The organism is Streptomyces sp. NPDC002476 (genome assembly GCF_042889785.1).
Classification (GTDB): Bacteria; Actinomycetota; Actinomycetes; order Streptomycetales; family Streptomycetaceae; genus Streptomyces.
In genome coordinates this window covers 187,386-210,203 of record NZ_JBIARH010000010.1, presented here as the reverse complement: position 1 = coordinate 210,203, position 22,818 = coordinate 187,386, and the positions used below count along the sequence as shown (strand labels likewise).

General features: G+C 71.2%; 22 protein-coding genes. 11 read left to right on the top strand and 11 right to left on the bottom strand.

All coding sequences use genetic code 11. From position 1 onward, the window contains the following. Positions 1-266: 266 nt before the first annotated feature. Positions 267-1,415 (bottom strand): tRNA dihydrouridine synthase DusB, encoded by a 1,149-nt coding sequence (gene dusB, locus ACFYXM_RS15180; protein ID WP_389289461.1) that lies wholly within the window; start codon positions 1,413-1,415, stop codon positions 267-269. A 124-nt stretch (positions 1,416-1,539) separates the two neighbouring features. Between dusB and ACFYXM_RS15175 the strand changes: the two genes are divergently transcribed. The 5 genes from ACFYXM_RS15175 (at position 1,540) to ACFYXM_RS15155 (ending at position 6,714) form a co-directional block, all read left to right on the top strand. Further along, positions 1,540-3,024, top strand: coding sequence for an MFS transporter (locus ACFYXM_RS15175; protein ID WP_389289460.1), 1,485 nt, complete (start codon positions 1,540-1,542; stop codon positions 3,022-3,024). 235 nt (positions 3,025-3,259) lie between these two features. Continuing rightward, positions 3,260-3,772: a toxin-antitoxin system HicB family antitoxin gene (locus ACFYXM_RS15170; RefSeq protein ID WP_389289457.1), complete on the top strand. Its 513-nt coding sequence runs from the start codon at positions 3,260-3,262 to the stop codon at positions 3,770-3,772. A gap of 240 nt (positions 3,773-4,012) precedes the next feature. After that, complete coding sequence (locus ACFYXM_RS15165; protein WP_389289455.1) at positions 4,013-4,858, top strand: DUF4097 domain-containing protein; 846 nt, start codon at positions 4,013-4,015, stop codon at positions 4,856-4,858. A 60-nt stretch (positions 4,859-4,918) separates the two neighbouring features. Next, complete coding sequence (locus ACFYXM_RS15160; protein ID WP_389289453.1) at positions 4,919-5,935, top strand: ATP-binding cassette domain-containing protein; 1,017 nt, start codon at positions 4,919-4,921, stop codon at positions 5,933-5,935. Continuing rightward, positions 5,932-6,714 (top strand): ABC transporter permease, encoded by a 783-nt coding sequence (locus ACFYXM_RS15155; protein WP_389289451.1) that lies wholly within the window; start codon positions 5,932-5,934, stop codon positions 6,712-6,714. Before ACFYXM_RS15160 ends, ACFYXM_RS15155 begins: the two co-directional genes overlap by 4 nt. 187 nt (positions 6,715-6,901) lie before the next feature. On the opposite strand, the gene ACFYXM_RS15150 is transcribed toward ACFYXM_RS15155, so the two are convergent. Both ACFYXM_RS15150 and ACFYXM_RS15145 read right to left on the bottom strand, forming a co-directional pair. Further along, entirely contained in the window at positions 6,902-7,150 is a 249-nt protein-coding gene (locus tag ACFYXM_RS15150) for a DUF6243 family protein (RefSeq protein WP_389289450.1), read from the bottom strand. Between the two features lie 316 nt (positions 7,151-7,466). Beyond that, entirely contained in the window at positions 7,467-8,849 is a 1,383-nt protein-coding gene (locus ACFYXM_RS15145; RefSeq protein WP_362023021.1) for a glycine--tRNA ligase, read from the bottom strand. A gap of 152 nt (positions 8,850-9,001) precedes the next feature. Here ACFYXM_RS15145 and ACFYXM_RS15140 point away from each other — a divergent pair, with 152 nt between their 5' ends. The 4 genes from ACFYXM_RS15140 (at position 9,002) to ACFYXM_RS15125 (ending at position 12,293) form a co-directional block, all read left to right on the top strand. Then, on the top strand, positions 9,002-9,967 hold the full coding sequence (locus tag ACFYXM_RS15140) for a metal ABC transporter substrate-binding protein (protein ID WP_389289449.1): 966 nt from the start codon (positions 9,002-9,004) through the stop codon (positions 9,965-9,967). A 137-nt stretch (positions 9,968-10,104) separates the two neighbouring features. Further along, positions 10,105-10,887 carry a metal ABC transporter ATP-binding protein gene (locus ACFYXM_RS15135; RefSeq protein WP_389289447.1) on the top strand — a complete coding sequence of 261 codons (783 nt, stop codon included), beginning with the start codon at positions 10,105-10,107 and terminating at the stop codon, positions 10,885-10,887. Positions 10,888-10,889: 2 nt separating this feature from the next. Continuing rightward, positions 10,890-11,783 (top strand): metal ABC transporter permease, encoded by an 894-nt coding sequence (locus ACFYXM_RS15130; protein WP_389289445.1) that lies wholly within the window; start codon positions 10,890-10,892, stop codon positions 11,781-11,783. Positions 11,784-11,849: 66 nt separating this feature from the next. Continuing rightward, complete coding sequence (locus ACFYXM_RS15125; RefSeq protein WP_389289443.1) at positions 11,850-12,293, top strand: Fur family transcriptional regulator; 444 nt, start codon at positions 11,850-11,852, stop codon at positions 12,291-12,293. Positions 12,294-12,342: 49 nt separating this feature from the next. Here ACFYXM_RS15125 and ACFYXM_RS15120 read toward each other — a convergent pair whose 3' ends face one another. The 4 genes from ACFYXM_RS15120 to leuA form a co-directional block, all read right to left on the bottom strand. Further along, positions 12,343-13,164, bottom strand: coding sequence for an isoprenyl transferase (locus tag ACFYXM_RS15120; RefSeq protein WP_389289442.1), 822 nt, complete (start codon positions 13,162-13,164; stop codon positions 12,343-12,345). A 57-nt stretch (positions 13,165-13,221) separates the two neighbouring features. Continuing rightward, positions 13,222-13,968: a DNA repair protein RecO gene (gene recO / locus ACFYXM_RS15115; RefSeq protein WP_362023033.1), complete on the bottom strand. Its 747-nt coding sequence runs from the start codon at positions 13,966-13,968 to the stop codon at positions 13,222-13,224. A gap of 82 nt (positions 13,969-14,050) precedes the next feature. Beyond that, on the bottom strand, positions 14,051-14,728 hold the full coding sequence (locus ACFYXM_RS15110) for a TerB family tellurite resistance protein (RefSeq protein ID WP_389289503.1): 678 nt from the start codon (positions 14,726-14,728) through the stop codon (positions 14,051-14,053). Positions 14,729-14,968: 240 nt separating this feature from the next. After that, positions 14,969-16,756, bottom strand: a complete 1,788-nt coding sequence (leuA, locus tag ACFYXM_RS15105) for a 2-isopropylmalate synthase (RefSeq protein ID WP_389289439.1) — start codon at positions 16,754-16,756, stop codon at positions 14,969-14,971. A gap of 366 nt (positions 16,757-17,122) precedes the next feature. Between leuA and ACFYXM_RS15100 the strand changes: the two genes are divergently transcribed. After that, positions 17,123-18,193 (top strand): M4 family metallopeptidase, encoded by a 1,071-nt coding sequence (locus ACFYXM_RS15100; RefSeq protein WP_389289438.1) that lies wholly within the window; start codon positions 17,123-17,125, stop codon positions 18,191-18,193. A 72-nt stretch (positions 18,194-18,265) separates the two neighbouring features. Continuing rightward, positions 18,266-18,532: a protealysin inhibitor emfourin gene (locus tag ACFYXM_RS15095; protein WP_389289436.1), complete on the top strand. Its 267-nt coding sequence runs from the start codon at positions 18,266-18,268 to the stop codon at positions 18,530-18,532. A gap of 107 nt (positions 18,533-18,639) precedes the next feature. Here ACFYXM_RS15095 and era read toward each other — a convergent pair whose 3' ends face one another. The 4 genes from era to ACFYXM_RS15075 form a co-directional block, all read right to left on the bottom strand. After that, complete coding sequence (gene era, locus ACFYXM_RS15090; protein WP_384420039.1) at positions 18,640-19,614, bottom strand: GTPase Era; 975 nt, start codon at positions 19,612-19,614, stop codon at positions 18,640-18,642. Between the two features lie 61 nt (positions 19,615-19,675). After that, complete coding sequence (locus ACFYXM_RS15085; RefSeq protein ID WP_389289434.1) at positions 19,676-20,623, bottom strand: WxL protein peptidoglycan domain-containing protein; 948 nt, start codon at positions 20,621-20,623, stop codon at positions 19,676-19,678. 144 nt (positions 20,624-20,767) lie between these two features. Further along, on the bottom strand, positions 20,768-22,144 hold the full coding sequence (locus ACFYXM_RS15080; protein ID WP_389289433.1) for a beta-xylosidase: 1,377 nt from the start codon (positions 22,142-22,144) through the stop codon (positions 20,768-20,770). A 166-nt stretch (positions 22,145-22,310) separates the two neighbouring features. Continuing rightward, positions 22,311-22,664 (bottom strand): cytidine deaminase, encoded by a 354-nt coding sequence (locus tag ACFYXM_RS15075; protein WP_351522015.1) that lies wholly within the window; start codon positions 22,662-22,664, stop codon positions 22,311-22,313. Between the last annotated feature and the right edge of the window lie 154 nt (positions 22,665-22,818).

Below are 22,818 nucleotides of genomic sequence, written 5' to 3'. Positions count from 1 at the left end.
GCGTGAGCGAACCCGCCTCGCGGCACGTGTTACGAGCGCACTCGCACGCCCATCTGGCCGGATATCGCGGAATCTGGCCAGATCTGGCGCTCAGATGAGTACGCCATCTACAGCGGCACGCGGTGCCTCATGTGAGGAAGGGGCACGGGCGCCGGGAGGGACGCGGGGCGGCGGGCCGCGGAAAGGCCGAGGGCCCGCCGGGGAGCACGTCCCCGGCGGGCCCTCGGCGCCGTCACAGGCCCTTGGAGGCCCGCCACGACCAGCGCTCAGCCGCCCGATGTGTCCAGTTCCGCGTCCGCGCTCACGCCCGCGCAGTCGTAGGGGTCCTTCAGCCAGCCGTCCGGCAGCACCACGCGGTTGTTGCCCGAGGTGCGCCCGCGCGGCCCGTCGGCGCCGTCCGGCCACGGCTGGTCCAGGTCGAGCTCGTTCAGCTGCCCGCCCAGCTCGTCCAGCGAGGAGGTGACCGCCAGCTTCTTGCGCATCTCCGAGCCGACCGAGAAGCCCTTGAGGTACCAGGCGACGTGCTTGCGGAAGTCGATCACGCCCCGCGCCTCGTCGCCGAGCCACTCCCCCAGCAGCGTCGCGTGCCGCAGCATCACGTCGGCGACCTCGCGCAGCCGGGGCTCCCGCCTCGTCCCCGTGCCCTCGAACGCGCTCACCAGGTCGCCGAACAGCCAGGGACGGCCCAGGCAGCCGCGCCCGACGACCACGCCGTCGCAGCCGGTCTCGCGCATCATCCGCTGCGCGTCGTCCGCGCACCAGATGTCGCCGTTGCCGAGCACCGGGATCTCCGGGACGTGCTCCTTGAGCCGGGCGATGGCGTCCCAGTCGGCGGTGCCGCCGTAGTGCTGGGCGGTCGTCCTGCCGTGCAGGGCGACCGCCTTGACGCCCTCCTCGACGGCTATCCGGCCGGCGTCGAGGTAGGTGAGGTGGTCGTCGTCGATGCCCTTGCGCATCTTGATGGTGACCGGCAGATCGCCCGCGTTGGAGACCGCCTGGTTGAGGATGGCGCGCAGCAGCGGCCGCTTGTACGGGAGCGCGGAGCCACCGCCCTTGCGGGTCACCTTGGGGACCGGACAGCCGAAGTTCAGATCGATGTGGTCGGCGAGGTCCTCGTCGACGATCATGCGGACGGCCTTGCCGACGGTGACCGGGTCCACTCCGTACAGCTGGATCGAGCGCGGGGTCTCGCTCGCGTCGAAGTGGATCAGCTGCATGGTCTTCTCGTTGCGCTCGACCAGCGCCCGGGTGGTGATCATCTCGCTGACGAACAGTCCCTTGCCTCCGGAGAACTCCCGGCACAGGGTGCGGAACGGGGCGTTGGTGATGCCGGCCATGGGGGCGAGCACCACCGGCGGCTGCACCAGGTGCGGGCCGATCCGGAGCTGCGGGAGCGAGGGGGCGAGCGTGGTCATTGCTCCATTGTCGCGTACGGCTGTCGCCTACGGCGCGGAGCGGTCCACCGCCGTCCGTGGCCTGAAGTACCCCGTCCGGCCCGCCCGGTCGGCGGAATTCATTAGTTAACCGTACTATCGATGCATGCCCGAGCTCAGCCACCGCAGACGGCAACTGGTGCTGGCGATCTGCTGCATGAGTCTGCTGATCGTCAGTCTCGACAACACCGTCCTGAACGTCGCCCTCCCCTCCATCCAGAAGGAACTGCACGCCACCGTCGCGGGCATGCAATGGACGATCGACGCCTACACCCTGGTGCTGGCCTCGCTGCTGATGCTCGCGGGGTCCACCGCCGACCGGATCGGGCGCCGCCGGGTGTTCCAAACCGGGCTGGTCCTCTTCACCCTCGGCTCGTTGCTCTGTTCCCTGGCGCCGAACCTGGAGTCGCTGGTGGCGTTCCGGATGGTGCAGGCGGTGGGCGGTTCGATGCTGAACCCGGTCGCGATGTCGATCATCACCAACACCTTCACCGATCCGCGCGAACGGGCCCGTGCCATCGGGGTGTGGGGCGGTGTGGTCGGCATCTCGATGGCAGCGGGTCCGCTGGTCGGCGGGCTGCTGGTGGACTCGGTCGGCTGGCGCTCGATCTTCTGGGTCAATCTGCCCGTCGGCCTCCTCGCGCTGCTGCTCACCTGGCGCTACGTCCCCGAGTCCCGCGCCCCCGAGCCGCGCCGCCCGGACCCGGTGGGGCAGCTGCTGGTGATGGCGCTGCTCGGCTCGCTGACGTACGTGATCATCGAGACGCCGACGGCGGGCTGGGCCGCGCCGCATGTCCTGGGACTCGCCGTGCTCGCCGTCGCAGCCCTCGCCGGGCTGTTGCTGTACGAGCCGCGGCGCGCCGAACCTCTCGTCGACCTGCGGTTCTTCCGCAGCGCCCCGTTCAGCGGGGCCACCGCCATAGCGGTCTGCGCGTTCGCCGCGCTGAGCGGGTTCCTGTTCCTCAACACGCTCTACCTGCAGAACGTGCGCGGACTGAGCGCGCTGCACGCCGGTCTGTACATGCTGCCGATGGCGGCCCTGACCTTCGTCTGCGCCCCGCTGTCCGGACGGCTCGTCGGCGGCCGGGGTCCGCGGCTGCCGCTGCTCGTGGCCGGGACGGCCATGACGGCGTGCGGGCTGATGTTCGCCGCGTTCGAGGCGGAGACGGACAACGTCCTGCTGTTCACCGGGTACGTGCTGTTCGGCATCGGCTTCGGCATGGTGAACGCGCCGATCACCAACACGGCCGTCTCCGGGATGCCCCGCGCCCAAGCCGGGGTGGCGGCGGCCGTCGCCTCGACCAGCCGGCAGGTCGGCGGGACGCTCGGGGTCGCCGTGATCGGCGCGGTGCTCGCGGCGGGCGTGGCCGGGACCGGGTCGCCGAGCGGCTCCGCGTACGCGGCCGCCTTCGTGGACGCGGGCAGGCCCGCCTGGTGGATCATCACCGGATGCGGGCTGTGCGTCCTGCTGGTGGGGGCGCTGACGAGCGGGCGCTGGGCACGGGAGACGGCGTGCCGGACCGCCGTACGCCTGGAGACCCGGACGGCCGCCCGTGTCGGGAAGCAGCCCTCGGCGAGTTCCCGGGCCTGAAGCCGCTCCGGCCCCGCTCCGGCCGCCGGGCGGGGCGACGCCATCAAGTGGCACCACTTGGCACCATCTGGCGCCATCCCGTGCCCTCGCAAGCACATGAGCAGGCATGGCGCCACCGCGACTCAGCTCTCCCTCACCACGTTTCCGCAGGTCAGAGCAGGCACGCTCACGCGATCCCCGCGCGAGACACCCTCAGGGCTTGCGCATGGCGCCACAGTGATGCCACCATGGCGTCATGGACCTCACCCCGTATGTCGACACCCTGCGCCGCGAACTCGCGGTGGCCGCCGAAGCCGGCGGGGAAGACGCCCGCGAGCTGGCCGAGCGGCTCACCGCTCCTCTGGAGTCGGCGACCCGCCTGACCATGCTCAATGTCCTCTCCGCCGCGATGGACGAGATCACCCGCGAGCTCGCCCCCGGTTCGGTCGACGTACGACTGCGCGGGCTGGACCCCGACTTCGTGGTGACGCCACCGCCCGGCGGCGTCACGGAAGCGGCCGTCGCACCCGTCGAACCGGTCAGGGCGCAGGCGCCCGCCGACGGTGACGAAGGCGGCACCGCACGCGTCAATCTGCGCCTGCCGGCACACCTCAAGGCACGCGCCGAGGAGGCCGCGAGCCGCGAGGGCCTGTCGGTCAACGCGTGGCTGGTGCGGGCTGTGTCGGCCGCGGTCGACGGCGGCGCGCGAGCGCGCACCCCGGAGAAGTCCCGCACCACCGGACAGAGCTTCACGGGCTGGGTGCGCTAGTGCTGTGACCGGGAAGGTTCACCGGGTCGCAACGCCCGGCACGGCACCTCGCGGCGTTGTCGCATCACCCGCGTACGTCCAGTACGCGGACGATGCTCCGCCTTGCGACGCACCGCACCGGACGCCGCGAACCACCCGGCAAACCTTCCCGGTCACAGCACTGGCCGCTCCCGCTCCGCTTCACCCACACCACGTCCCACCAGCGGGGACACCCACGAGACCCATGAGGACGGTACAGTCATGCCTTCTTTCGACACTCCTGAGCCGATCACCGCCACCGCGCACGTGGAAGCCGGTTCCATCCAGTTCACCGCGGGCGACCGCTACGACACCGTCGTAGACGTGCGGCCCCGCGACCCGAAGAAGGACCTGGATGTGCGGGCGGCCGAGCAGACCGAGGTCACGTACGCGAACGGCGCGCTGACCGTCAGGACCCCCAAGCCGCGCTATCTCGTCGGGCGCACCGGCTGCGTCGACGTGACGGTCGACCTGCCCGCGGGCTCGCGGATCGACATGACCGGCGCCTGGGCCCAGGTGCTCGGCGAGGGACGGCTCGGCGAGGTCCGGATCAAGACCTCCTCGGGCGACGTGCGCCTCGACGCCAGCGGGCCGCTGCACCTGACCGCGGCGCACGGGTCGATCACCGTTGACCGCGTCGAGGGCACGGCCGAGATCAGCACCAGCTCCGGCAGCCTGCGCGTCGGCACCGTCGACGGTCCCGCCGTCCTGAAGAACTCGCACGGCACCACGACCGTCGGCACAGCGACCGGCGACCTACGGGTGAGCGGCTCCAACGGCGACATCCACATCACGTGTGCCGAGGGCTCGGTCGCCGCTACCACGGCCCACGGCACCCTGCGCGTCGCCGAGGTCACTCGCGGCACCGTCCAACTGGAGACCTCCTACGGCGCCATCGAGGTCGGCATCCGCGAGGGCACCGCCGCCTGGCTCGACGTCAGCTCCGAGCGCGGGCAGGTGCACAACGCACTCGCCGACTCCGCCCCGCCGACGGAGACCGAGAACACCGTCGAGGTCCGTGCCCGGACCCGCTGGGGCAACATCGACATCCGCCGCGCCCGGGTCTGAGCACCTGCCCGCCGACTCGCCCGCTCCCCAGTCACCTCAGCCCTCGAACGGGAGGACCCCATGCGCTCTTCTGTCATGCTCACACCAAGGCCGGCCGGTTCGCGACTGCCCGCTGCCGTCTCCACCGTCGGTCTGCGCAAGTCGTACGGCGACAGGACCGTGCTCGACGGCATCGATCTGCACATCCCGGCCGGGTCCGTGTTCGCACTGCTCGGACCGAACGGCGCTGGCAAGACCACCACCGTGCAGATCCTGTCCACGCTCGTCGCCGCCGACGGCGGGCAGGCCCTGATCGCGGGCCACGACATCGCCACGTCACCGGACAAGGTGCGCGCCGCGATCGGCGTCACCGGGCAGTTCGCCGCGCTCGACGACCTGCTCACCGCCGAGGAGAATCTGCTCCTCATGGCCGACCTGCTGCGCCTCGGCAAGCCCGAAGGCCGGTCCCGTACCCGGGAGCTGCTTCAGCGGTTCGACATCGCGGACGTCGCGCACAAGCGGGCCGCGACCTTCTCCGGCGGTATGCGGCGTCGGCTCGACATCGCCATGACGCTGGTCGGCGACCCCCAGGTGATCTTCCTGGACGAGCCGACGACCGGGCTCGACCCGCGCAGCCGCCGCACCATGTGGGACACGGTGCGCTCGCTGGTCGCGGGCGGCACCACCGTCTTCCTCACCACCCAGTACCTGGAGGAGGCCGACCAGCTCGCCGACCGGATCGCCGTGCTCGACGGCGGCCGGATCATCGCCGAGGGCACCGCCGACGAGCTCAAGGCGCGGATCCCCGGCAGCCACGTACGGCTGCGGTTCACCGACCCCGCCGAGTACGAGCGCGCGGCCGCCGCCTTCCCCGGCGCGGCCCGCGACGACGAGAACCTCGCCCTGCGCGTCGCGGGCGACGGCGGCATCGACGCGCTGCGCGCCCTGCTCGACCGGCTCGACGCCGCCGGCATCCGGGCCGCCGACTTCTCCGTGCACACCCCCGACCTCGACGACGTGTTCCTCGCCCTGACCGGCGACGGCACCACCAGCACCGGCACCACCTCCGCGCTTCACGTCAAGGAGACCCTGCGATGAGTACCCTCGCCTACGCCGTGCACGACTCGATGACGATGCTGCGGCGCAACCTCAAGCACGCGATCCGCTATCCGAGCGTGGGGTTCGGCAGCGCCATGACGCCGATCCTGATGCTGCTGCTGTTCGTGTACGCCTTCGGCGACTCGATCGGCGCAGGCATCGGCGGCGGCCGGGACGCGTATCTCGACTATCTGACCCCGGGCATCATCGTCATGGGGGTGGCCGCCGGCTCGATGTCGACCTCGATCGCGGTCTGCTCCGACATGACCGAGGGAATCATCAACCGCTTCCGCACCATGAGCATCACGCGCTCGTCGTTCATGACGGGCCATGTCATCGGCAGCGTCATCCAGACGATGGTGTGCACCGTGCTGGTCGTGGGCGTGGCGCTCGCCGTCGGCTTCCGCTCGGGAGCGAGCCCGCTGGAGTGGCTGGCCGCGGCCGGCCTGCTCGCGGCGATCGCGTTCGCCGTCACCTGGCTGTCGGTGGCACTCGGCCTGATCTCCAAGACCGTCGAGTCCGCGAGCAACAAGCCACTGCTGATCCAGTTCCTGCCGTTCCTCGGCTCCGCCTTCGTGCCGGCCGACTCGATGTCGCCGGGCCTGCGCTGGTTCGCCGAGAACCAGCCGTTCACCCCGATGACCGAGACCCTGCGCGGCCTGCTCTCCGGCTCGGAGATCGGGAACAACGCCTGGATCTCGCTCGCCTGGTGCGTCGGCATCGCCCTGGTCGGCTACGTCTGGTCGCGCTCGCTGTTCAACAGCACCACCAAGCGCTGAGATCCCGTCTCGCCACTTCGATCGACGCCGAAAACGCGCCACGGCCAAGGCCCCGATCCACTCGGGGCCTTGGCCGTGGCGGTCCGGTTTCCATTCCCGGACGCCCGTCGGCCGACGGGGCGTCCTCACGCGTCCCGGCCGATGCCGTCGGCGAACGGTGCGCGTTCGTACGGGGATCGGGGAGCGGTCAGCTCTGCGCCTGGCCGTCCTGCTCGGTCATGTCCGGCTGCGACGAACTGTCCGACGACGGCTCCTCCCGCGCATGGTCCGGAGCCGACTGCGTACGCTCGCGCATCCTGCGCAGCAGTTCCTGCTTCTGGTCGGCGGCCGCCTTGCGGTCGGCCTGACGTGCGGGGCCCATGCCCTGCTGGTCGGCGCGGGACAGCTTCTTGCGCTGTCCGCCCACGCCGAGGAGGCTGTTGCGGCTCTTGGCCACGGTGTTCTCCCATTCATGGTGAAGGGCGAGAGGGGGAAGGAGGCCCGATTCGGCCTCTGATCGATCCGGTGGGCGGCGGGTGCTCGGACCCGCCGCGCTCTCACTCGTAGATCTGGAAGAACGAAGAAGACATGGCGGCACCGTACTGCGCCCCCGTCCGCCACCGCACCCGCTTTTCCCGCGCGTCGGCCCAAAACCGCGCACGGCGGCATACGGCGGAGCCCCCGGCTCCACCCCACGGGGTGCGGGGAACCGGGGGCTCCGGCCGGTGCCACGGACCAGGCCGCCGCTACGGACCGAGCGGTGCGAGCGGGCGTCAGCAGCCGAGCAGACGGGCGCCGAGGTAGGCCTGGATCTGGTCCAGGGAGACGCGCTCCTGCTTCATGGTGTCGCGCTCGCGCACGGTCACCGCGTTGTCGTCCAGGGTGTCGAAGTCGACGGTGACGCAGAACGGCGTACCGATCTCGTCCTGCCGGCGGTAGCGGCGGCCGATGGCGCCCGCGTCGTCGAACTCGATGTTCCAGTTCTGCCGCAGGTCGGCGGCGAGGCCCTTGGCCTTCGGCGACAGCTGCGGGTTGCGGGACAGCGGCAGCACGGCGACCTTGACCGGCGCGAGGCGCGGGTCGAGGCGCATCACGGTGCGCTTCTCCATGACGCCCTTCGCGTTGGGCGCCTCGTCCTCGATGTAGGCGTCGAGGAGGAAGGCGAGCATCGCGCGGCCGACACCGGCTGCCGGCTCGATGACGAACGGGGTCCAGCGCTCGCCGGCCTCCTGGTCGAAGAACGACAGGTCGGTGCCGGACGCCTTGGAGTGCGCCTTGAGGTCGTAGTCCGTGCGGTTGGCGACGCCCTCCAGCTCACCCCACTCGCTGCCGCCGAAGCGGAAGCGGTACTCGATGTCGGCGGTGCGCTTGGAGTAGTGCGAGAGCTTCTCCTGCGGGTGCTCGAACCACCGCATGTTCTCCTCGCGCAGGCCCAGGCCGGTGTACCAGTTCCAGCGCTGCTCCATCCAGTACTCGTGCCACTTCTCGTCCTCGCCCGGCTTGACGAAGAACTCCATCTCCATCTGCTCGAACTCACGGGTGCGGAAGATGAAGTTGCCCGGAGTGATCTCGTTGCGGAAGGACTTGCCCATCTGGGCGATGCCGAACGGCGGCTTCCGGCGCGAGGTCTGCTGGACCTGGGCGAAGTTGGTGAAGATGCCCTGGGCGGTCTCGGGGCGCAGGTAGGCGACCGAGCCGGAGTCCTGGGTCGGGCCGAGGTGGGTGGAGAGCAGACCGGAGAACTGCTTGGGCTCGGTGAACGTGCCCTTGTTGCCGCAGTTGGGGCAGTTGAGGTCGGTCAGGCCGTTCGCGGGGAGGTGGCCGTGCTTCTCCTCGTACGCCTCCTCCAGGTGGTCGGCGCGGAAGCGCTTGTGGCAGGAGGTGCACTCGGTCAGCGGGTCGGTGAACGTGGCGATGTGACCGGAGGCGGCCCACACCTCGGAGGCCAGGATGACCGACGAGTCGATTCCGACCACGTCCTCGCGCGAGGTGACCATGTAGCGCCACCACTGGCGCTTGAGGTTCTCCTTCAGCTCGACGCCCAGCGGTCCGTAGTCCCAGGCGGCCCGCTGACCACCGTAGATCTCACTGCAGGGATAGACGAAGCCACGGCGCTTGCTCAGGCTGACGATGGAGTCGATCTTGTCGGCGGCCACGGTGCTCTCTTCATTACGAGGACGAACGTCGAATGCTACAGATTACCGGCGGGCCCGCCCCTCGGATCAAATCGGTGGCGGTCCGGTCGGCCGCATGACCATCTCATCATCCTTGTTGACAATCGTTTCCAATTTCATTGAAAATGAGTGTCATGAACGTCAGCCGCCTCATACCCACCATCACCCTCGCCGGAGCGGTCACCCTCGGCCTCACGGCCTGCTCCGCCTCGGACGCCGCCGACCACAAGAACGGCGACAAGCTCGACGTGGTGGCCTCGTTCTATCCGATGCAGTTCCTGGCCGAGCAGATCGGCGGAAAGCACGTCTCGGTCACCACGCTGACCAAGCCGGGCGTCGAGCCGCACGACCTGGAACTCAGCCCGAGGCAGATCGGCGGGCTGAGCGACGCCGACTACGTCCTCTATCTCAAGGGCCTCCAGCCCGCTGTCGACGACGCCGTCAAGCAGTCCGGTGTCAAGAACGTCGTCGACGCCTCCGAGCTCACGAAGCTGGAGGAACACGGCACCGAGGCAGGCGGCGACCACGACCACGCCGGGAGCGACGAGCACGGCCACGAGCACCACGGCGACGAGGCCGGGGCCGACCCCCACATCTGGCTGGACCCGGTGAAGTACGCCGAGGTCGCCGAGGGCGTCGGGAAGTCGCTGGAGAAGGCGGACCCGGAGCATGCCGCCGACTACCGCAAGAACACGGAAGCGCTGGTCGGCGAGATCGACGCGTTGAACACGGCGTACGAGACGGGCCTGAAGTCCACCGCGACCAGGACCTTCATCACCACCCACTCCGCCTTCGGCTACCTCGCCGAGCGCTACGGCCTCACCCAGGAGGGCATCGCCGGCATCGACCCCGAGGCCGAGCCCAGCCCCGCCCGGATCAACGAGATCCACGCCGTCGCGAAGAAGAACAAGGTCACCACCGTGTTCTTCGAGACCCTCGCGAGCGACCGGACCGCGAAGACCCTCGCCCGGGACACCGGTCTGAAGACGGACGTCCTGGACCCGCTGGAGGGAATCACGGACAAGTCCAAGGGCGACGACTACCTCGAGGTCATGCGGTCCAACCTCGCCGCGCTGCAGAAGGCGCTCGGCGCGAAGTGACCCACACGACCCCCACGGCCCACACGCCCTCCACGGCCCACGCAGCCCGCACGGCGCACGCAGCCCACACGGCAGAAGCGGCGACCGCGTCCCCCGTGGCCCACGCGACAACCGCCACAGCAGCATCGGAGGCGCTCATGCCCAAGTCCGGGAGCACCACCACAGACCCCGTGATAGCCCTCAGGGGCGCCACGGCCACGCTCGGCGCGCGTGCGGTGCTGCGCGGCATCGACCTGACGGTCCGCCGCGGCGAGGTCGTCGCGCTGCTCGGCGCCAACGGCTCGGGCAAGTCGACCGCCGTGCGCTCCGTCATCGGCCAGGTCCCGCTCACCGGCGGCTCCGTCGAACTGTTCGGCACCCCGCTGCGCCGCTTCCGCACCTGGTCCCGCGTCGGCTACGTGCCCCAGCGCACCACCGCCTCGGGCGGCGTGCCCGCCACGATCCGCGAGGTCGTCTCGTCCGGGCGCCTCTCCCGTAGGCGGCTGGGCCCGCTCCGCAGGGCGGACCGGGCCGCCGTCGACCGGGCCATCGAACTGGTCGGCCTGAGCGACCGGGCCGGGGACTCGGTGAACGCGCTCTCCGGCGGACAGCACCAGCGCGTGCTGATCGCCCGGGCGCTGGCCGCCGAACCGGAGCTGCTGATCATGGACGAGCCGATGGCCGGCGTCGACCTGGGCAGCCAGGAGATCCTCGCCACGACGCTCAGCGAACAGGTCGCCACCGGTGCCACCGTGCTGCTGGTGCTCCACGAACTCGGCCCGCTGGAGCCGCTGATCGACCGCGCGGTCGTGCTGCGCGACGGCTGCGTGACGCACGACGGGGCGCCCCCGAAGGCGGTGGGCCAGCATGCCCTGCCGGGACACGACCATGTACACCCCCACGCGGCCACCGAGCCCGTCCGGACCGGACTGCTGAGCTGATCATGGAATTCCTCGATCCCCCCTTCATGCAGCGGGCCCTGCTCGCCGCCGTCCTGGTCGGCGTCATCGCCCCCTCCGTCGGCGTCTACCTCGTCCAGCGCCGCCAGGCCCTGATGGGCGACGGCATCGGTCACATCGCGATGACCGGCGTCGGCCTCGGCTTCCTGCTGTCCACCAACCCGGTGTGGATGGCCACGGCGGTCGCCGTCGCCGGCTCCGTGGTGATGGAGCTGATCCGCTGGTACGGACGCACCCGCGGCGACATCGCCCTGGCCATGCTGTTCTACGGCGGCATGGCGGGCGGCGTCCTGCTGATCAACCTCTCCGACACCGGCTCCAACGCCAACCTCACCTCGTACCTCTTCGGCTCGCTCGCCACCGTCTCCACCGAGGACATCACCGCGATCTGCCTGCTGGCCGCCTTCGTCCTGCTGGTGACGCTGGGGCTGCGGCGACAGCTGTTCGCGGTCAGCCAGGACGAGGAGTTCGCCCGCGTCACCGGGCTGCCGGTGCGCGCGCTGAACCTGCTGGTCGCCGTGACCGCGGCGGTGACCGTCACCGTGGCGATGCGGGTCGTCGGGCTGCTGCTGGTCAGCGCCCTGATGGTGGTGCCGGTCGCGGCGGCGCAGCAGATCTCCCGGTCGTTCCGGCTGACGTTCGTGCTGTCGGTCGTCATCGGTACGGCGGTGACCCTGGCCGGCACCGTCACCTCGTACTACCAGGACGTACCGCCCGGTGCGACGATCGTGCTGCTGGCCATCGTGGTCTTCGTCGCCCTGACGCTGCTCGCGACCCCGCTGGCCCGGCGGCGGGCCCGCCGGAGCGAGGAGGCGTCCGGCGAGTGCACCCTTGAAGCAGTGGCCCGCCGGCCCGCGGAGGACGAGCTCCGGGTGTGACCACGAGAACCGGGCGGACTGGCACAATGGGCCCGACACAGGTACGGGCGACACGAGGAGGCGGCTGTGGCGACGGCGCCGATCAGTGGAACGAACGCGGCCCCGGTACGTGGCCGGTCGACCCGGCAGCGGGCGGCGGTGGCGGCGGCGCTCGACGAGGTGGACGAGTTCCGCAGTGCCCAGGAGCTGCACGACGTGCTCAAGCACCGCGGCGACTCGGTCGGGCTGACCACCGTCTACCGCACCCTCCAGTCCCTCGCCGACGCGGGCGAGGTGGACGTGCTGCGCACCACGGACGGCGAGTCCGTGTACCGCCGCTGCTCGACCGGCGAGCACCACCATCACCTGGTGTGCCGGATGTGCGGCAAGGCCGTCGAGGTCGAGGGCCCCGCCGTGGAGCAGTGGGCGGAGTCGATCGCCACGCAGCACGGATACGTGAACGTGGCGCACACGGTGGAGATCTTCGGCACCTGCGCGGAGTGCGCCGGGCGCGCCGACACGAAGGAGTGAGGGCCCGGGCGGCGGGGGTCGGCGGTGCGCGCCGGCCCCCGCCGTCCGCTCAGCCCTTGGGCGCGGGGGGCGTCTCCACGGCGCCGCCGAACCGCCGGTCCCGCTGGGCGTACTCCAGGCAGGCCCGCCACAGGTCGCGGCGGTCGAAGTCCGGCCACAGCACGTCCTGGAAGACCATCTCGGCGTAGGCGCTCTGCCAGATCAGGTAGTTGGACGTGCGCTGCTCACCGCTGGGGCGGACGAACAGGTCGACGTCCGGCATGTCCGGGTAGTAGATGTACTTCGCGAACGTCTTCTCGTTGACCTTGGACGGGTCCAGCTTCCCGGCCGCGACGTCCTGCGCGATGCGTTGCGCGGCGTCGGCGATCTCGGCCCGGCCGCCGTAGTTGACGCAGAAGTACAGCGTCATCCGGTCGTTGTCCTTCGTCTGCTCCTGGGCGACCTGGAGCTCCTGGACCACGGACTTCCACAGCTTCGGCATGCGCCCCACCCAGCGGATGCGGATGCCCAGCTCGTCCATCTCGTCGCGGCGGCGACGGATCACGTCCCGGTTGAAGTTCATCAGGAACTTCACCTCCTCCGGGGACCGCTTCCAGTTCTCCGTGGAGAACGCGTACAGCGAGAGGTTCTTGACGCCCATCTCTATGCAGCCCTTGAGGACGTCCATGACGACGCCCTCGCCGACCTTGTGCCCCTCGGTGCGCGGCAGGCCGCGCTCCTTGGCCCAGCGGCCGTTGCCGTCCATCACGATGGCCACGTGCTTGGGCACCAGCTCGCCGGGGATCCTCGGGGGCGTGGCACCGGAGGGGTGCGGCTCCGGGGTCCTGTAGTCGCGTCGGTTACGGCCGCCCAGCATCCCGCGTACTGCCATGAACTGTCTCGCTCCCTGTGCCTGTTCCATGCCGGATCCGTGCCTGATCCGCCTGTGTCACTTCTCTACGTACCGCAGTGAGCGCAGCCCGCGCTCCAGATGCCAGTGCAGATAGGCGGACACCAGTCCGCTCCCCTCCCTGACATGACGCGCCTCGCACGCGTCCGCCGTCTCCCAGTCGCCGGTGAGCAGCGCGCTCAGCAGGCCGACGGCCTCGGTCGAGGGTACGACGCTGCCGGGCACCCGGCAGTCGCCGCATATGATGCCGCCCGCCGCGACGGAGAAGAACCGGTTCGGCCCGGGCATGCCGCACTTCGCGCAGTCCTCGAAGCTGGGCGCGTAGCCGTTGACGGCGAGCGAGCGCAGCAGGAAGGCGTCGAGGACGAGGTGTGGTTCGTGCTCGCCGCGGGCGAGGGTGCGCAGCCCTCCGACGAGCAGCAGATACTGCTGGACCGCGGGCTCGCCCTCGTGGTCGGTGAACCGCTCCGCGGTCTCCAGCATCGCGGTGCCGGCGGTGTAGCGGGCGTAGTCGGTGACGATGCCGCCACCGTACGGGGCGATCGTCTCGCTCTGCGTGCAGAGCGGCAGCCCCCGGCCGACCAGCTCGCTGCCCCGGGCGAAGAACTGCACGTCGACGTGGGAGAAGGGTTCCAGCCGGGCGCCGAACTTGGACTTGGTGCGCCGCACCCCGCGCGCGACGGCCCGTACCCGGCCGTGGCCGCGGGTGAGGATCGTGATGATCCGGTCGGCCTCGCCCAGCTTCTGCGTGCGCAGCACCACGCCGTCGTCCCGGAACAAGCTCATGCGTCCATTGTCCGGTACGGGGACGGAGCCTCTCACCCGCACTCCCGGGTGGGGCTCCCGGAGGGGCGTGCGGCAGGAGCGGTCAGGAGGGGGTGCGGGCCGCCGCGGCCAGCAGCCGGGCGGTGTCCTCGGCGCAGATCCGCAGCGCCCCGCCCACCGTGGTCAGCACCTCGCGCTCGGACGGGCCGTAGGGGCCGTCGGCGAGGGCGATCCTGGCGCCCTGGAGGAGGATCGCCTCGCGTCCGGCGGGGGCCAGGTGCGGGGCGAGGGGCTCCAGCGCCTCGTGCAGTTCGATGGCGAGGGCGGCGCCGCACGCCTCGGCCGCCGGGTCGAAGACGGAGCCGTGGCCGATGTCGGCGGAGAGGACCTCGACGACGGTGGAGAGCTGTTCCTCCGTGCAGTCGTCGAAGCCGGCACCGCGCACGGTGGCGGCGGCGGTCCGCAGGACCGTGCGGGAAGTGGTGCCGCCGGCCGCGAGGACGCCGAGGGCGACCGTGTGGACGGCGTCCCGGAGCATCGCGGAGAGCCGGGTGGTGGTGGGGTGGTCGAGCACGTCGGTGTCGAAGCGACTCCGGCAGGCGGCGCATTCGACGACGGGTCCGGTGGTACCGCGGCGCAGCATCGGCACACCGAGCACGGCGAAGCGGCGGCGTCCGGTGAGCCTGCGGTAGTTGCGGTCGCCGCCGCAGCCGGGGCAGAAGAACTCGCCGTCGCCGACGGCGTCCCAGACGGTGCGGATGCCGCAGATACGCAGCTTCATGGCGCGTTGTCCCAGGGCTGACCGCACGTCGCACACCTCCGTAACTCCCCCGTGGCCCCAAGGGCACGGGAGGTGCCCCCTCCGGCAGCATTGCCGCGTGGACGTGATGTTAACCACATTCGCGAGGTGCCGTCAGTACCCCGATCGTCACAACCCCGGAGATGGCCGAACCCCGCCCCCGGCCGGAGCGGGGGCGGGGTCCTGGGCCGTGCGGTCGCGGACGCCGTCGGGCGGGCCGGGTCAGCGGCCGGCGCGGTTGACCGCGGAGACGACCGCCTTCAGCGAGGCGCGCGTGGTGTTGGCGTCGATGCCGATGCCCCACAGCACCCGTCCGTCGATGGCGCACTCGATGTACGAGGCGGCCTGGGAGCTGGCGCCCTCGCTCATGGTGTGCTCGGTGTAGTCGAGGAGGCGGGCATCGATGCCGATGGCCTGCAGCGCTTCGAAGAACGCGGAGATCGGGCCGTTGCCGGTGCCGGTCAGCACGGTGTCGGTGCCGTCCACGGTCGCCTCGACGGTGATCGTGTCCTGGCCGTCGGAGCCGGTCGTGGTCTGACCGGAGCGGATCTGTACGCGCCCCCAGGGGTTTTCCGGGTTGGGCAGGTACTCGTCCTGGAAGACGGACCAGATCTGCTTCGGCGTGACCTCACCGCCCTCGGCGTCGGTCTTGGCCTGAATGATCCGGGAGAACTCGATCTGCATCCGGCGCGGCAGGTCGAGCTTGTGGTCGTTCTTCAGGACGTAGGCGATGCCGCCCTTGCCGGACTGCGAGTTGACCCGGATGACGGCCTCGTAGCTGCGGCCGACGTCCTTCGGGTCGATCGGCAGGTACGGCACGGCCCACTCGATCTCGTCGACGGTCGTGCCCCGGGCGGCCGCGTCGGCCTCCATGGCGTCGAAGCCCTTCTTGATGGCGTCCTGGTGGGAGCCGGAGAAGGCGGTGTAGACGAGGTCGCCCGCGTAGGGGTGGCGCGGGTGGACCTCCATCTGGTTGCAGTACTCGCTGGTGCGGCGGATCTCGTCGATCTGCGAGAAGTCGATCTGCGGGTCGACCCCCTGCGAGAAGAGGTTCATGCCCAGGGTGACCAGGTCGACGTTGCCGGTGCGCTCGCCCTGGCCGAACAGACAGCCCTCGATCCGGTCCGCGCCGGCCATGAGGGCCAGTTCGGCGGCGGCGACGGCGGTGCCGCGGTCGTTGTGCGGGTGGACGGACAGGCAGATGTGCTCGCGGCGGGTCAGGTTCCGCGACATCCATTCGAAGCGGTCCGCGTGCGTGGACGGGGTCGACCGCTCCACGGTGGCGGGCAGGTTGAGGATGATCTCGCGCCCCTCCTCCGGCTGCCAGACGTCGCAGACCGCCTCGCAGACCTCCAGGGCGAAGTCCAGCTCGGTGTCGGTGAAGATCTCCGGGCTGTACTGGTAGCCGAAGGTCGTCTCCGGGCCCAGCAGCTTCTCCGCGTACTCCATGACCAGCCGGGTGCCGTCGACGGCGATCTGCTTGATGTCGTCCTTGGAGCCGCGGAAGACGACCCGGCGGAAGGTGGGGGCCGTGGCGTTGTACAGGTGCACGGTGGCGCGGCGTGCGCCGACCAGGGACTCGATGGTCCGCTCGATCAGGTCCTCACGGGCCTGCGTCAGGACGGAGATCGTTACGTCCTCGGGGATCGCGCCCTCCTCGATGATCGAGCGGACGAACGCGAAGTCGGTCTCTCCGGAGGACGGGAAGCCGACCTCGATCTCCTTGTAGCCCATGCGGACGAGCAGGTCGAACATCTCGCGCTTGCGGGCCGGCGACATCGGGTCGATCAGGGCCTGGTTGCCGTCGCGCAGGTCGGTGGAGAGCCAGCGGGGCGCGACAGTGATCCGCTTGTCCGGCCAGGTGCGGTCGGGGATGTCGACGGCCTCGTACCGGCCGTACTTGTGGATCGGCATCCCGGACGGCTTCTGCATCCCGGTGGCGTTGGTGATCGGCGTCGGACGTCCGACAGCGGTCGCGGCGGGCATCGGGGCGGGGCGGTCGGCGGTCATGGCGTGCGGCTCCTCGGGGTCCAACCAATGGGACGGCCGACGTGTCGCTGCACCACCAGACTCCGCGGGGAGGGGGTCGGCCTACGACTACAGGCCCTCGCCGCGGCAGCTAAGAAGAAGCAGCCCGAAACGCATGATGCGACGAGAGTAACCGAGATACGCCTGATGCGTCCGAGCCGTATCACTATGCGGAATCGCGACCGCCGTACGGGATCGGGATCACCGTGCGGAATCGAGGCCGTACGGGGCCGGAGCCGCTTTGCGCGGTCGGGTACTCGAAACACCCGGGCGCGGCCGATCACCCCATCTGACCAACCGCCGTCGCAACCAGCGACAAGCTGGTTACGTGCTGCCACAGTCGGGGGTATGCAGCCTCACTCCCAGAACGGGTTCCGCCCCGTCTTCTGCACCATCGTGCCGCCTCATGTCCTCGACAAGCTCTCCCGCTCGGACAATCCCGATCTCGCCGGGCGCGCCCGGCGCACGCTGGAGAGCGACGCCGCCCGCCGCACCCGCCGCCATCTGGCGACGGTCACCGCCCCGTCCGCGACCCGCGCGGCCGAGCCGTCCGACACGCCCGACCGGACGCTGTACGACTGCCGGAACGGCACCACGCTGCCCGGCACCAAGGTCCGCGCCGAGGGCGAGGAGCCGACGCAGGACGCGAGCGTCAACCGCGCGTACGCGGGGCTCGGCGCCACCTTCGACCTCCTGTTCAAGGTGTACGGCCGCCGTTCGATCGACGACAACGGACTGCCGCTGATCGGTTCCGTGCACTACGACGAGAAGTACAACAACGCCTTCTTCGACGGCGAGCAGATGGTGTTCGGCGACGGCGACGGCGAAATCTTCCTGGACTTCACCCTCCCGATCGACGTGATCGCCCACGAGCTGACGCACGGCCTGACCCAGTACACCGCCAATCTGAGCTACTACGGCCAGTCCGGAGCGCTCAACGAGTCGGTGTCCGACGTCTTCGGCTCGCTGGTGAAGCAGTACACGCTGGGCCAGAGCGCGGACCAGGCGGACTGGCTGATCGGCGCCGGTCTGCTGGCCCCCGAGGTCCAGGGCGTCGCGCTGCGCTCGATGAAGGAGCCGGGCACGGCGTACGACGACGACGTGCTCGGCAAGGACCCGCAGCCGGGGAAGATGGAGGACTACGTCCACACCGGTCAGGACAACGGCGGGGTGCACCTCAACTCCGGCATTCCGAACCGCGCGTTCTACGTGCTGGCGACGGCGCTCGGCGGCAACGCGTGGGAACGGGCCGGGCAGATCTGGTTCGATGTGCTCACGGGCGGCCGGCTGGCCGTGGACGCGGACTTCGCGGACTTCGCCCGGCTGACGGTGGACGCCGCCCGTGGCCGCTTCGGGGAGGGCGACGAGACCGAGGCAGTGCTGAAGGCGTGGTCGGAGGTGGGCGTTCCGACCGCTTAGGGCGTGTTTCGAAAGCAGCGTCGTCCGCCCGAAGGGCGGGGCCCGCGGCGTCCGGCGATGGAGGACAAGCGCATGCGAATTCAGGTCAGCAGGACCGGCGGCTTCGCCGGTGTCGCACGCAACGGCGAGGTCGACACCTCCGGACGGGCCGATGCCGCGGAGTGGGAGGCGCTGGCCGAATCCGCACTCGCCGCGGGCCAGGGCTCCCCGCCCCGGGGCGTGCCGGACGGCTTCCAGTACCGGATCACGGTGGACGGCCGTTCGGTGCACTGCGCGGACCCCCGGCTGACCGACGCGCAGCGCTCCCTGGTCTCACGCGTCCTGAAGGAGGGCGCGTGAGCCGGCCGGGAGGGGACCGGGCGTACGGCTGCTGACCGGGCGCCCGGCCGACGGCTCCTGCGGCGTCGGCCTGGGGCTCTCGACTCCGGGCCCTCGGCCCACCAGGGTCAGAAGCCCAGCTTCCGCAGCTGCTTGGGGTCGCGCTGCCAGTCCTTGGCAACCTTCACGTGCAGGTCCAGGAAGACGGGCGTGCCGAGCAGCGCCTCGATGTGCTTGCGGGACTTCGTACCGACTTCCTTCAGCCGCCTGCCCTTCGGGCCGATGATGATGCCCTTCTGGCTGGGACGTTCGATGTAGACGTTGGCATGGATGTCGAGCAGCGGCCGGTCCGCCGGGCGGCCCTCGCGGGGCAGCATCTCCTCGACGACGACGGCGATGGAGTGCGGCAGCTCGTCGCGCACGCCTTCGAGCGCGGCCTCCCGGATCAGCTCCGCGACCATGACCATCTCGGGCTCGTCGGTGAGGTCGCCCTCCGGGTAGAGCGGGGGGCTCTCCGGGAGCAGCGGGGCGATCAGATCGGCCAGCAGACCGACCTGGTTGTCCTTGACCGCCGAGACCGGGACGATCTCGGCCCATTCGAAGCCGAGTTCCTCGGCGAGGCGGGAGACGGCGAGGAGCTGTTCGGCGAGCTGCTTGGAGTCGACGAGGTCGGTCTTGGTGACGATGGCGATCTTCGGGGTCTTCCTGATGCCCGCGAGTTCCTTGGCGATGAACCGGTCGCCGGGGCCGAGCTTCTGATCGGCGGGCAGACAGAAGCCGATGACGTCGACCTCGGCCCAGGTGGTCCGCACGATGTCGTTGAGCCGCTCGCCCAGCAGCGTGCGCGGCTTGTGGAGGCCGGGCGTGTCGACCAGGACCAGCTGCGCGTCCTCCCGGTGCACGATGCCGCGCACGGTGTGCCGGGTGGTCTGGGGCCGGTTGGAGGTGATCGCCACCTTCCGGCCGACCAGAGCGTTCGTGAGGGTGGACTTGCCCGCGTTGGGGCGGCCCACGAAGCAGGCGAAACCGGCCCGGTGGGGTGCGTGGTCCGCGCCCTGCTGTGCGGCGGCTTCTGTGTCAGGTCGAACGCTCATGGCGCCCATTGTCCCCGATCCCGGCGGTCCCGCCGTACCGAGGGCTGCGGCGCGCCCGCCGGGTGCCGGCTCAGGTGCTTCGCGCGCGCCTCCGGCGGATCCGCAGCAGGATCCCCGCACTCCCGGCGGCGACGACCGCCAGCAGGACCCCGGCCATCAGCCAGGGCAGCGCGATGTACGGGACGGAGGCGGACTCGCGGGTGCCTCGGGCGCTCGCTGTCAGCTCGATCTCGCCCCATTCCAGCTGGGGCGCGTCGGCCCACCGCTCGGTCAGACGGACCCGCTGGCGGGGCAGCAGTTCGGACGGGATCCGTTTCAGGTCGCGGGCGAGCAGGGTGCGGCCGAAGAGTCCCTCGGCCCGGAGGGCGACCTTGGGATCGAGGGTGACGTTGCCCCGGTTGTGGAGGGTGTACGAGATGACGGCGCTGCTCCGGCCGGTGCCCGGGACCAGCGGCCGGGTGTGCTCGACCTCGATGTCGTCCACGGAGAGCGCGGGCAGCGTCGGCCCGTTCACCCGCAGGTGGATCCGGGCGCCGACCGCTTGCCGGATGCCGACGGCGACGGCTCCCCCGGCGGCGGGTTCGACGCGGTCGTCGAGGGCGACGAGGGCCCCGGGGTGGTCCCCCGGCTCGGCGTCGCGGGGAACGGTGATGGTGACCGGGACGCCGACCGACCCGTGCGGGGGGACGGTGACCTGGTCGCGGCCGGGTCTCGCCCAGGCGCCGACCGAACGCTGCCGCTCGTCTCGCGAGCGGACGGCGAACCCGCCGTCGCGGGCGGTGTTGTAGGCGTCGGCGGCGTACAGCCGGAAGGTTCGCGACCGGTCCGTCTTGTTGGCGACGGTGACCGTGTCATGGAGAGTGGCCCCGGGGTCGGCGGAGAGGTAGAAGTACGGGCGCCGGCCGCTCTGCGCCGCGGCCGGGTAGACCGACCAGCTGCCGTTGTCCGCGGCGTGGGCGGCGGGGGCGCCGGTGAGCAGGAGGGCGCCTGCCAGGAGGGGGACATACAGCTTGCGCATGGTGCGGAGCCTCCGGATCGGTCGGGACAGGCGGGTGCCGGGGCGGTGGGTGCCGGACCGGTCCAGGATCGGCTGACCGGCAGGGGCGGGCCGGGGCCGGTGGGCCCGGGCGGGTGCGCGCCCCGGGCCACCGGCCGGGCCCTCTCAGGTGAGGGTGAGGGTGAGCACGCCGGAGTACGCGCCGGGGGCGGTGTACGCCGGTACGTCCAGGGCGAGCCGCGCGTCGACGGTGAACTCACCGCCGGTGGCCGTCCCGTTCGGCGTGGACGCCAGGGTGGCGCCCGCGCCGCCGACCGGTCCCGCCGAACCGGCCGCACAGGTGCTGGGACTGCCGGGCTTCGTCGCGCAGGCCGGGGTCCAGCGCAGCGCGGACGCGCCGATGACCGCGCCGCCGGGGCCGGTGAAGTCGGTGACCTTTCCGGTCAGGGACCAGCCGGCGGGTCCGCCGCGGTAGTCCTCGACCGTCACCGTGCGCAGCGAGCCCCGGGCCGCGCCGCCGCGCCCGAAGTCGACCGCCGACAGGTCGACGGTGTCCCCGTCCTGGACCATGGACAGGGTGCCCGCCCGGACGGAGGTGGTGAGCCGCTGGCTGCCGTCCGGGACCTCGCCGCCCCCGGTGACGGTGTACGCCTGCGGGCCCGCGCCCCTGGCCGCGTCCCAGGCATCGCCCTCGTAGGCGACGATCCCGGTGGTCGCCGGGTCGTCGACGGTGATCCGGCCGCTGAAGCCGCCGGTGGCGTCCGCCGTGACGGTGGCGGTGTCGGCGGTCTGGCGGTCGCCCGCCCGGCCCGCGAGCGTGACGGCCGCGCCCGGGGTGAACTTCGCCCCGGTCACGGTGACCGCGTCACCCACCGCGCCGGACGCGGCCCCGAGCCGGATGGAGCGCTCGTTGACCTGTCCGCCACCGTCCGTCGCGATGATCGTCTCGGAGACGGGGGCGGGCGGATCCGTCACCGTGCACGGGGTGTCCAGCTCCATGATGTAGCTGGTGTGGATGTTGTAGTCGCCGGGCGACAGGGTGATCCGGCCGGGCGCGGTGACCGTGAAGGTGCCGGTCATCGAGAACGACGGGAAGGCGCCCTTGCCGGGCACCGGCGCGTTCTTCTTCGGCCCGGTGACGGTGACACTCGCGCTCTGGGCTCCGCCGACGGCGACCCGGCCGGTGGGCGTCATGATGTCGGCGGGCAGCGGCAGATCGACCGGGTTGCCCGCGGCCGGCTGGACGACGGTGTACGTGACCGTGACCGTGTCGCCCACTTCCGGCACGGCGTTGTCGACGGTGATCTCGGCCCTCGTCGTCCCGTCGATCGGCGGGATGCCCGCGATGTCCGGCGGGATGCAGTGGGTGGGAAAGTCGACCGGCACGGAGGCCGTCACCGTGGCCTGCGCGGGCGTCGCGAGCCCGCCTCCCCCGGCGACGACGAGCGCGCCCACGCCCAGCGCGGCGGCCCAGCGGCGTCCGCGGCCAAAGCTTCTTCGAGCGGCGGATCTTCGGATGGTCGGATGCGTGATCGGACGCATGGGCCCCCTCCTGCGGGACTCGGCGCAGCGGCTCCTCCGCGCCGACGGGGGCTCATTGACGGCTCCGGCCGAGAAGAAGTCAAGGACGACGGAACACCCCGACTGATGGCCCATCAGATGATGTCGAGGTCCCGCTGCCCGCGCGGGGCCTCGACCGGCCCTGGTGTCAGCCCGCCGTCACGCTGACCCGCAGGGTGCCGTCGGGTCCGGCGAGCAGCACCGGGGTCTCCGGGCCGCCCAGGTCCCGCACCGCGGCCCGGTCCTCGTCCGACGGGGTCTCGGCCTCGGAGACGACCGCCGCCGCCTCCAGCGAGGTGGCACCGCTGGCCACGGCCATGGCCACGGCGGTCCGGAGCGCGCTGAGCCTCAGCGACTCCAGCCGTACGGTGCCCGCGACATACGTGCGCCCGGTCTCGTCCCGGACGGCCGCGCCCTCCGGCACGCCGTTACGGGCGCGGGCGCTGCGCGCCAGCGTGACGATCTTGCGGTCCTCGGGGCCGAGTTCGGTGCTCTCAGTCATGTGCCGAGCATACGAGCCCCGGTGCACGCCCCTCCCCCGTGATCCCCGGTGCTGTGACCGGAAGGGTCTGCCGGAAAGCTCGCGGCGTCCGGTGCGGTGCAGCGCGAGGCGGAGGAGCGCCCGCATGCCGGGCGCATGCGGGCGTTCCGACGAC

What these genes read in the sequence shown, in the direction of transcription:
- dusB (WP_389289461.1), bottom strand. Translation starts at nt 1,415, where the DNA reads ATGACCACGCTCGCCCCCTCGCTCCCGCAGCTCCGGATCGGCCCGCAC.
- ACFYXM_RS15175 (WP_389289460.1), top strand. Translation starts at nt 1,540, where the DNA reads ATGCCCGAGCTCAGCCACCGCAGACGGCAACTGGTGCTGGCGATCTGC.
- ACFYXM_RS15170 (WP_389289457.1), top strand. Translation starts at nt 3,260, where the DNA reads ATGGACCTCACCCCGTATGTCGACACCCTGCGCCGCGAACTCGCGGTG.
- ACFYXM_RS15165 (WP_389289455.1), top strand. Translation starts at nt 4,013, where the DNA reads ATGCCTTCTTTCGACACTCCTGAGCCGATCACCGCCACCGCGCACGTG.
- ACFYXM_RS15160 (WP_389289453.1), top strand. Translation starts at nt 4,919, where the DNA reads ATGCGCTCTTCTGTCATGCTCACACCAAGGCCGGCCGGTTCGCGACTG.
- ACFYXM_RS15155 (WP_389289451.1), top strand. Translation starts at nt 5,932, where the DNA reads ATGAGTACCCTCGCCTACGCCGTGCACGACTCGATGACGATGCTGCGG.
- ACFYXM_RS15140 (WP_389289449.1), top strand. Translation starts at nt 9,002, where the DNA reads ATGAACGTCAGCCGCCTCATACCCACCATCACCCTCGCCGGAGCGGTC.
- ACFYXM_RS15135 (WP_389289447.1), top strand. Translation starts at nt 10,105, where the DNA reads ATGCCCAAGTCCGGGAGCACCACCACAGACCCCGTGATAGCCCTCAGG.
- ACFYXM_RS15130 (WP_389289445.1), top strand. Translation starts at nt 10,890, where the DNA reads ATGGAATTCCTCGATCCCCCCTTCATGCAGCGGGCCCTGCTCGCCGCC.
- ACFYXM_RS15120 (WP_389289442.1), bottom strand. Translation starts at nt 13,164, where the DNA reads ATGGCAGTACGCGGGATGCTGGGCGGCCGTAACCGACGCGACTACAGG.
- recO (WP_362023033.1), bottom strand. Translation starts at nt 13,968, where the DNA reads ATGAGCTTGTTCCGGGACGACGGCGTGGTGCTGCGCACGCAGAAGCTG.
- ACFYXM_RS15110 (WP_389289503.1), bottom strand. Translation starts at nt 14,728, where the DNA reads ATGAAGCTGCGTATCTGCGGCATCCGCACCGTCTGGGACGCCGTCGGC.
- leuA (WP_389289439.1), bottom strand. Translation starts at nt 16,756, where the DNA reads ATGACCGCCGACCGCCCCGCCCCGATGCCCGCCGCGACCGCTGTCGGA.
- ACFYXM_RS15100 (WP_389289438.1), top strand. Translation starts at nt 17,123, where the DNA reads ATGCAGCCTCACTCCCAGAACGGGTTCCGCCCCGTCTTCTGCACCATC.
- ACFYXM_RS15095 (WP_389289436.1), top strand. Translation starts at nt 18,266, where the DNA reads ATGCGAATTCAGGTCAGCAGGACCGGCGGCTTCGCCGGTGTCGCACGC.
- era (WP_384420039.1), bottom strand. Translation starts at nt 19,614, where the DNA reads ATGGGCGCCATGAGCGTTCGACCTGACACAGAAGCCGCCGCACAGCAG.
- ACFYXM_RS15085 (WP_389289434.1), bottom strand. Translation starts at nt 20,623, where the DNA reads ATGCGCAAGCTGTATGTCCCCCTCCTGGCAGGCGCCCTCCTGCTCACC.
- ACFYXM_RS15080 (WP_389289433.1), bottom strand. Translation starts at nt 22,144, where the DNA reads ATGCGTCCGATCACGCATCCGACCATCCGAAGATCCGCCGCTCGAAGA.
- ACFYXM_RS15075 (WP_351522015.1), bottom strand. Translation starts at nt 22,664, where the DNA reads ATGACTGAGAGCACCGAACTCGGCCCCGAGGACCGCAAGATCGTCACG.